Annotated in this window: 3 protein-coding genes; all 3 read right to left on the reverse strand. The window is 76.3% G+C overall.

The features are described from left to right. Position 1: 1 nt before the first annotated feature. From ACFW1A_RS17905 to ACFW1A_RS17915, 3 genes are read right to left on the reverse strand one after another with little or no spacing between them, the layout of a single operon-like run. The gene (locus ACFW1A_RS17905; RefSeq protein ID WP_380410045.1) at positions 2–1,270 is read right to left on the reverse strand and encodes an MFS transporter; all 1,269 of its coding nucleotides are present in this window, start codon (positions 1,268–1,270) and stop codon (positions 2–4) included. Continuing rightward, the gene (locus tag ACFW1A_RS17910) at positions 1,267–7,755 is read right to left on the reverse strand and encodes an amino acid adenylation domain-containing protein (protein WP_380410046.1); all 6,489 of its coding nucleotides are present in this window, start codon (positions 7,753–7,755) and stop codon (positions 1,267–1,269) included. The genes ACFW1A_RS17905 and ACFW1A_RS17910 overlap by 4 nt, the downstream gene beginning before the upstream one ends. Then, positions 7,752–9,209 (reverse strand): amino acid adenylation domain-containing protein, encoded by a 1,458-nt coding sequence (locus tag ACFW1A_RS17915; RefSeq protein WP_380410047.1) that lies wholly within the window; start codon positions 9,207–9,209, stop codon positions 7,752–7,754. Before ACFW1A_RS17915 ends, ACFW1A_RS17910 begins: the two co-directional genes overlap by 4 nt. Positions 9,210–9,266 lie beyond the last annotated feature (57 nt).

Here is a 9,266-nt window from a genome sequence, read left to right on the forward strand (position 1 = left end):
GTCAGCGTGGGGTGGGCAGGGCGTGCGGGGTCTCGGGATCGGGTTCGGGCCGCGGGTCGGCCAGTCGGCGGACCGGGGCGGCCAGGCTCACCGCGGCGGCCAGCAGGACCATCCAGCCCGCCAGCACGGCGAGGGTGGTGGCGGTGCCCGCGTACTGCAGCAGCAGACCGCCGGCCAGCGAGCCGATCGGCAGCGCGCCGCCGCTCAGCAGGGCACTGGCGCCGAGCACCCGGCCCTGCAGGTGGTCCGGGGTGGTGCGCAGCTGCTGGGTGGCCACCGCCACGTTCCAGATCGGGCCGACGAACCACATCAGCGCGTACAGCGCCCCGAGCAGGTACAGGTCGCGGGTGGCGGCGATGCCGAGCGCCAGCACCGCCCAGACCCAGTTGGCGCCGATCACCACGGTGCGCAGCGGCAGCCGGCGCTGGCACCAGGAGGCGGCCAGCGAGCCCAGCAGGCCGCCGGCCCCGGCGACGCCGAGCAGCACCCCGATCGCGGCGGGCGAGGCGCCGAGCGTGCGGCTGAGCACCAGCACGGCCAGGAAGAGCGCCCGGAACAGCAGGTTGCTGCCGGCCACCGCCAGCGAGGCGGTGCGCAGGAACGGCTGGCGCCACAGCCAGCGGAAGCCGGCCGCCAGCTGCGGCAGGGCGGGCTCCCGGGGCTGCCCGGGCGCCGCGTCGCCCGGTCGCTGGAAGTCCTTGCGGATCAGCAGCAGGGTGACGGCGGAGACCAGGTAGCTGACCGCGTCGAAGAGGAACGGCAGCGCACGGGCCAGGCCGAACAGCACCCCGCCCAGCGGCGTGCCCAGCATGGTGGCCCCGCGCTCGCGGGCCTCGGCCAGCGAGAGCGCCTCGGTGAGCCGGCCGTCCGGCACCAGGTTGGGCACCGCCGCGTGCCCGGCCAGCTCGTGGACCACCGAGAGGCTGCCCTCGACCAGTCCGACCAGCACGATCTGGGTCAGCGTCAGCCGCCCCAGCACCGAGGCCAGCACGATGCTCGCCGCGCCCAGCCCGCGCACCACGTCGCACCAGAGCATCAGGCGCTTGCGGTCGTACCGGTCCACCAGTACCCCGGCGGGCACCGGGAGGACCAGCAGCGGGAGCAGGGCGGCGAAGCCGGCCAGGCCGGCGGCGCCGGCCGACCCGGTGACCGCCAGCACCAGCAGCGGGACGGCGACGGTGGAGGCGGTGGAGCCGGCGATCGAGACCGCCGAGCCGCTCCACAGCAGGACGAAGTCCCGGTTGTGCCGCAGCGGTCGGTCCGTGCTCATCGGGCCGCCCCCGTTCCGCGGCGCCGGCGCCCGGCCAGCAGCGGCACCGCCGCCGCGGCCAGGTACTCCGGGTAGTCCGGCAGCGCCGCGGCCAGCGCGGCGACCGTGGTCCGGTCGAACAGGGCGCGCACCGGCACGTCCCGCCCGGCCGTCTCGCGCAGCCGCAGCGAGATCCGGGTGGCGAGCAGCGAGTGCCCGCCGAGGTCGAAGAAGCTCTCGTGCACGCCGATCCGGTCCAGGCCCAGCACCTCCCGCCAGGCCGCCGCGACCAGTCGTTCCGGTTCGGTCCGCGGGGCGACGAACTCCTGTTGCCCGTCGGCGCGTTCCGGTACCGGCAGGGCCCGGCGGTCGATCTTCCCGGTGGGCGTCAGCGGCAGCGTCGGCAGCACGACGAACGCGGCGGGCACCATGTACTCCGGCAGCGTGCGGGCCAGCTGCCCGCGCAGTTCGTCGGCCTCCGGGGCGCAGCGGCCCGGCTCCGGCACCAGGTAGCCGACCAGTTCGACCCCGCCGGTGCCCAGGTCGACCGGGTGGACCACCGCGGTGCGCACCCGCGGGTCGGCGAGCAGCACCGCCTCGATCTCGCCCGGTTCGATCCGGTGGCCGCGGATCTTGACCTGGTGGTCGGCACGGCCGAGCAGTTCCAACCGGCCGTCGGGGCCGAACCGGCCCAGGTCACCGGTCCGGTAGAGCCGGCCGCCGCAGTGGTGCGGGTCGGGCAGGAAGGCGGCCGCGGTGAGCCCGGGCCGGCCGTGGTAGCCGCGCGCCTCGCCGGCCCCGCCGAGGTGGATCTCGCCCACCACGCCGTCCGGCACCGGCTCCAGCCGGTGGTCGAGCACCAGCAGCCGGGTGCCGGGCAGTGCCGCGCAGTCGGCCGCGGTCCCGTCCGGGGCCACCCGGGCGACGGTGGCCCAGACCGTGGTCTCGGTCGGGCCGTACAGGTCGCACAGCTGCGCCCCGTCCGCGGTCAGCCGCCGGGCCAGCTCGGCGGCCAGCTTCTCGCCGCCGCTGAGCAGCAGCTGCTCCGGGCCCGGCCGCCAGCCGGCGTCCAGCAGCATCCGGAGGGTGACCGGGGTGGCCTGCACCACGGCCGGTCCGGTCTCGGCGAGCAGGGCCGTCATCCGCTGCGGGTCGCGGGTCTGCTCGGTGTCGGCCAGCACCACCGTCGCGCCGACCAGCAGCGGCAGGTACAGCTCCAGCACCGACGGGTCGAAGGAGGCCGTGGTGAGCGCGGCCACCCGGCTCCCGGCCCGGATCCGGAGCAGCTCCTGCATGCCCGTCAGGAAGTCCGCCAGTCCGCGGCGGGTGACCATGACCCCCTTGGGGCGGCCGGTCGAGCCCGAGGTGTGGATGACGTAGGCGAGGTCGTCCGGGTCGGCGGCGCGGGGCGCCGGCCGGGGGGTGCGGGGCAGGGCGGCACCGTCCGGGTCGGCGCCGTCCACCGGCAGCAGCCGCTGCGGCGGGGTCGGCAGCGCCGCCAGCCGGGCGGCCGACGCCCGCTGGGTGAGCACCACCGCGGCGCCGGTGTCGGCCAGCAGGTAGCCGATCCGGTCCTCGGGCAGTTCCGGGTCGATCGGCAGGTAGGCGGCGCCGAGCGAGAGCACCGCCAGCATCGCGGCGGGCAGGTCGGTGCCGCGGTGCAGGAAGAGCCCGACCACGTCGCCCGGCCGCACTCCGGCGCCGTCCAGCAGGGCGGCCAGCGCGCCCACCCGCTCGTCCAGTGCGCGGTAGCTCAGCACGGCCGCGCCGCAGACCACGGCGGGCTGCTCGGGCGTGCGGGCCACCTGGGCGGTGAACAGCGCGGTCACGTCCTGGTCCGGCCGCTCCAGCGGCGGTGGCTGACGGTGCGCCAGCAGTGCGCCGCGGTCCGGCTCGGGCAGCGTGCAGCGGCGCGGGTCGGCCTGCGGGTCGGCCACCAGGCCGGCCAGCACCTGGCGGTAGCAGCGGGCCAGCAGGTCCAGTTCGGCGGCGCCGATCCGGTCCGACGAGGCCTCCAGCACCAGCACGCCCGGCACCGTGGAGACCGACAGGCCGAACTCGTTGGGCGTGCGGTCGTCCACCGCCGCCGAGTCCAGGTCCGCCTCGGCCAGCACGTGCATGTCGGTGTAGTTGAAGAACACCTCCACCAGCGGTCGGCCCTGCCCCCAGGCGTGCTGCATGGCGGGCAGCGGGAAGTGCCGGTGCGGCCAGAGCGCGGTCTCCTCGGCGAACACCGCGCGGGCCAGCTCGGGCCAGGAGGCGGCGGTCGGCGCGTGGCCGAACGGCACGGTGTTCAGGAACATGCCGCGGACCTGGTCGCCGTCGACCGTCTCCGGCCGGGCGTTGCACACCAGGCCGGTGCTGAAGGCGGTGCCGCCCCGGGTGCGGCCGCCGATCAGGCCGAGCACGGTCAGGTGGGCGGCGAACAGCACGCTCTTCACCGGCACCCCGGCCGCACCGGCCACGGCGCGCAGCCCCGGCAGCAGGTCGTGGAACTCGACCCGGACCATCCGGTGCACCACCGGCTCGTCCTCGGCCCGCCGGGCCGCGGCCGACCAGCCCTCGGGCACCCGGAGCACCGGGAACCGCTCCACCCGGTCGCGCCAGAACTCCCGGTCCCGCTCGTCGGCCAGCGACCGGCGCTCCAGCGCGATCGTGTCGGCGAACCGGGCGGCCGGCGGTGCGGCCGGGGCCGGGTCGCGGCCGTCCCGGACCGCCCGGTAGTAGCCGAGCAGTTCGGGCACCAGCGAGTTCTGGCTCCAGCCGTCCAGGATGGTGTGCGCGTAGCTCACCACCAACTGCCACGTCCGGTCGTCCAGTTGCCAGGCGCCCAGGCGCAGCAGCGAGGGCCGGGCCAGGTCGAAGGGGGTGAACTGCTCGCGCTCGGCCGCCGCCGCCAGCGCCTGCTGCCGGTCCGGCCCGGACAGCTCGCGCAGGTCCAGGTGGAGCAGCTCGATCGGCGCGCTGCGGTGCACCAGTTGGAGCGGCTCGGAGTACCCGGTCAGGTCGACCGAGGTGCGCAGGATCTCGTGCCGGTCGGCCAGCAGCGCCGCGGCCGTGCGCAGCGCCTCGGCCGAGAAGGGCGCGTCGTCGCGGACCGGGTAGCCGAGCGTGTTCAGGTAGCTGCCGCGGTCGGCGCCGGCCAGCATCTCGAAGGCCATGCCGGCCTGCACCTGGGAGAGCGGGTAGGCGTCCACCAGGTCGGACGGCAGCAGGGCCCGGTCGGCCTCGCCGAGCAGCGCGAACGGCGCGGGCGCCGGCGGCTGCTCGCCGGCGCCCCGGGGGGCGACGGCGGCGGCCAGTTCGGCCACCGTCCGGTACCGGAACAGGTCCTGGACGGTCAGGTCCAGGCCGTGCCGGCGCAGTCGGCCGACCGTGCGGATGGCGCGGATGGAGTCGCCGCCGAGCTCGAAGAAGCTGTCGTGCACGCCGACCCGGTCGGTCTCCAGGGCGGTGGCCCAGGCCTCGGCGATCAGATGCTCCAGCGGGGTCCGCGGGGCCGCGCCGCCGCTGGGGGCGGGCGCGTCGACGGCGGGCAGGGCGCGCTGGTCCAGCTTGCCGTTGGCGGTCAGCGGGATGCGCGCCAGCGAGGTCCAGCCGGTCGGCACCATCGGCTCGGGCAGCTGCGCGCGCAGGTGGCGGCGCAGCAGCGCGGGGTCGGGGGCGGCACCGGCGGTGGCCGGGACCACGTGGGCGGTGAGGCGCTGGGCGCCGGGCTGCCCGGACAGGGTGACCACCGCGTCGGCCACCTCCGGGTGGGTGCGCAGCACCGCCTCGATCTCGCCGAGCTCGATCCGGTGGCCGTTCAGCTTGACCTGGTGGTCGGCGCGGCCCCGGTAGCTGACGGTGGCGTCGGGGTTGAGGTGGGCGAGGTCGCCGGTGAGGTAGAGGCGGGCGCCGGGGTGGCGCGGGTCGGGGTCGGGGACGAACCGCTCGGCGGTCAGCGCGGGGCGGCCCAGGTAGCCGCGGGCCAGCTGGACCCCGGCCAGGCAGAGCTGGCCGGGGACCCGGACCGGCAGCGGCCCGAGGTCGCGGTCCAGCACGTGGATCCGGGTGTTGCTGACCGGACGGCCGATGGTGACCCGCTCCCCCGGCCGGCAGGCGGCGGCGGTCACGTCGACGGAGGCCTCGGTGGGCCCGTACAGGTTGTGCAGTTCGGCGTGCGCGGTCGCCGGGTGGTGCAGGAAGGCCCGGGCCAGGTCGTCGGGGAGCGCCTCGCCGCTGCACACCACCCGGCGCAGCGGGGCCAGCTCGGTGCGGTCCGACAGCTCGGCCAGGAAGACCCGGAGCATCGAGGGGACGAAGTGCGCGGTGGTGATCCGCTCGGCGACCATGGTGGCGGTCAGGTAGCCGGGGTCGCGGTGGCCGTCGGGGCGCGCGACCACCAGGGTGGCGCCGGTGAGCAGCGGCCAGAACAGCTCCCAGACCGAGACGTCGAAGCTGTACGGGGTCTTCTGCAGCACCCGGTCGTCGGCGGTCAGGCCGTAGGCGTCCTGCATCCAGCGCAGCCGGTTGACGATGCCCCGGTGCTCGACCACCACACCCTTGGGCCGGCCGGTGGAGCCCGAGGTGTAGATCACGTAGGCGGGGTGCAGCGGGTCCACCGCGACCGGGACGAACCGGTCCACCACCGAGTCGTCCTGACGGTCCGCCAGCACCACCGAGGCCCGGTGCGCGGGCAGCCCGGCGACCAGGTCGGAGCTGGTGAGCAGCACCGGGGCGGCCGAGTCGGCCAGCATGTGGCCGAGCCGCTCGGCGGGGTACCCCGGGTCCAGCGGCAGGTAGGCGCCGCCGGCCAGCAGCACGGCGAGCAGCGCGGTCGGCAGCTCCGAGCTGCGGTGCAGGCAGACCGCCACCACCCGCTCGGGGCCGACCCCGGCCGCCCGCAGCCGGCTGGCCAGCCGCTCGGCGCGGGCGAGCAGTTCCCGGTAGGTCAGCTGCTCGCCCTCGAACCGGACCGCGACGGCCTCCGGGGTGCGGGCGGCCTGGGCCCGGACCAGCTCGTGCAGCACCTCGCCCTCGGGGTAGCGCCGCTCGGTCGCGTTCCAGCCGGCCAGCCGCTCCGCCTCACGCTCCCCGAGCAGGGTGGCCCCGGTGACCGGGGCGTGCGGGTCGCGGGCCACGGCGGCCAGCAGCACGGTGAACTGGTCGGCCAGCAGGGCCGCCGTCTCCGGCTCGAACAGCGCGGTGGCGTACTCCAGTCGGCCGAGCAGCGAGCCGTCGCCCCGCTCGGTCAGGTGCAGGGTCAGGTCGAACTTGGCGCTGTGCCAGGGCAGCTCCAGCGCGGTCGCCCGCACCCCCGCGCCGCCGAAGCCGAGCTCGCCCGGGCCGTTCAGCGCGAACATCACCTGGAACAGCGGGTTGCGGGACAGGTCCCGCTCCGGGGCCAGCTCCTCCACCAGCCGCTCGAACGGGACGTCCTGGTGCTCGTAGGCGCGCAGCGCGGTCTGCCGCACCCGGTCGACGGCCTCGGCGAAGGACGGGGTGCCGGACAGGTCGGTGCGCAGCACCAGGGTGTTGACGAAGAAGCCGATCAGGTCCTGGACCTCGGCCCGGGTCCGGCCGGCCACCGGCGAGCCGACCGTGACGTCGGTCCGGCCGGCGTGCTGCGCCAGCAGCAGTTGGAACGCGGCCAGCAGCACCATGAACGGGGTGGCGCCCCGGCTGCGGCCGAACGCGGTCAGCTGCCGGGCGAGTTCTGCCGGAACGGTGAACGGGTGCAGCGCACCGGCCGGGTCGAAGACCGCCGGGCGGGCCCGGTCGCAGGCCAGCTCCAGCGCGGTGGCGCCGGCCAACTGCTCGCGCCAGTAGGCCAGCTGCCCGGCCGTCGCGGCCTCGGCGCCGGGGCGGCGCTGCCAGGCCGCGAAGTCCGCGTACTGGATCGCCGGGGCGGCCGGGACCGTGCCGTCCCGCTCGGCGAACGCCGGGTACAGCAGACCGAGTTCACGGGCCAGCAGGCCGGCCGAGGCACCGTCGAAGGCGATGTGGTGGAAGGTCAGCAGCAGCGCGTGGTGCACGTCGGTGAACCGCACCAGCCGGGCCCGGACCGGCCCGCGCCCGCCCAGGTCGAACGGGGTGCGCGCCTGCGCCTCGACCAGCTCGGCCAACCCCTGCGGCCCGCCGAGCTCGATCAGCTCGAAGTCCAGCTCCCCTGCCGGCAGCGGCAGTTGGCCGGGCACCGAGTCGTTCTCCAGGTAGCGGGTGCGCAGCACCTCGTGCCGCTCCAGCAGCGCCGCCAGCGCGCGGCGCAGCGCCGTGACGTCCAACGGCCCGTGCAGCTCCCAGCCGATCGGCACCACGTACTCGGCGGTGCCGGGCCGCAGGTTCTCCAGCAGCCAGAGCCGCTGCTGGCCGAAGGAGAGCGGCAGCGGCCCCTGCCGCGGCGCCCGGGGGATCGTGTCGGCCGGCACCGCGGCGGCACGGCCGGTGGTCAGCAGCCGCTCCAGCAGGGCCCGGCGCTGGTCGCCCGGGTCGAGCGGGGCGGGTTCGGTGGGCAGCGCGGTCATCCGTCGCTCACCTGCGTCAGCATCGACTCCACCTCTGTATCGGATAGTTGGGCGACATGGTCGGTGAGCGCGCGGACCAGTGCGGCGGCCAGCCCGGCGACGGTGGGGTGTTCGAAGACCGCGCTGACCGGCAGCTCGACCGGGAACCGCTCGCACAGCAGCGCCACCACCTGGGTGGCCAGCAGCGAGTGGCCGCCGAGCGTGAAGAAGTCGTCGTCGGCCGCGATCCGGTCGACGCCCAGCAGTTCGCCCCACACCTCGGCGACGGCCTGCTCCACCGGGCCGTCCGGGGCCGGCCGGGCGTAGTCGCCGGTGGGCGCCGGGGCCGGCAGGGCGGCCCGGTCGATCTTGCCGTTCGAGGTCAGCGGCAGTTCGTCCAGCCGGACCCAGGCGGTCGGCACCAGGTACTCGGGCAGTCGGTCGCGCAGGTACGCGCGCAGCGCCGGCCCGACCGGCTCGGCGAGCGCGGCGGTGACCGCGACGTGGCCGACCAGTTGCTTGTCCCCGGCGGCGGTGCGGTGCACCGCCACCACCGCGGAGCGCACCTCGGGGTGGGTGCCGAGCGCGGCCTCGATCTCGCCGAGCTCCACCCGGTGGCCGAGGATCTTGACCTGCTGGTCGGCCCGGCCCGCGAAGTGCAGCGTGCCGTCGGCGTCCCGGCGGACCAGGTCGCCGGTCCGGTAGCGGCGCGCCCCCGGCTCGGCGGCCAGCGGGTCGGGGACGAAGCGCTCGGCGGTCAGTGCCGGCCGGCCGAGGTAGCCCTGCGCCACCACCGGTCCACCGACCACCAGTTCGCCGTACTCCCCGTCCGGCACCGGCTCACCGCGCTCGTCCAGCACGGCCGCGGTGGCCCCGGGCACCGGCGGGCCGATCGGTACCGCGGCCAGCGTCTCGGCCCCGGTGACACCGCGGCGGACGGCGCAGAAGACGGTGCACTCGGTCGGTCCGTAGACGTTGCTCAGCTCCACGCCCTGCGCCAGCAGGACCCGGGACTCGGCCGGCGGCAGCACGTCCCCGCCGACCAGCACCCGGCGGGCCGTCGCGAACGCCGTCTCCCGGGTTCGGACCACGTGCTGGAACAGGCCCGCGGTCAGCAGCGCCAGGGTGACGCCGTGCTCGCGCACCGCCGCCTCGACCGCGGCCGCGCTCGGGATCCCGGCCGGCACGATCGCCACCCGGGCGCCGTTGCACAGCGCCCCCCACAGCTCGAAGGTCGCCGCGTCGAAGGAGAGCGAGGCGACGTGCAGGAAGACCTCGTCGGCGCCCAGGTCGGCGAACCGGCCCCGGCGCACCAGTTGGTGGATGTTGCGGTGGGTGACACCGACCGCCTTGGGCCGGCCGGTGGACCCGGAGGTGTACATCACGTACGCCAGGTCGGCCCCGGTGGCCGTGTTCCCGGGCGCCCGGGTCGGGGGGGGGGGGGGGGCGGGGCCCCCCCGCCCCCCCCCCCCCACCCCCCCCCGCGGTTTGAAAAAAAAATCCAGGGCCCCACAAAAAGGAGGGTTTAATAC

The sequence above is a fragment of the Kitasatospora sp. NPDC058965 genome (assembly GCF_042741245.1).
Taxonomy (GTDB): domain Bacteria; phylum Actinomycetota; class Actinomycetes; order Streptomycetales; family Streptomycetaceae; genus Kitasatospora.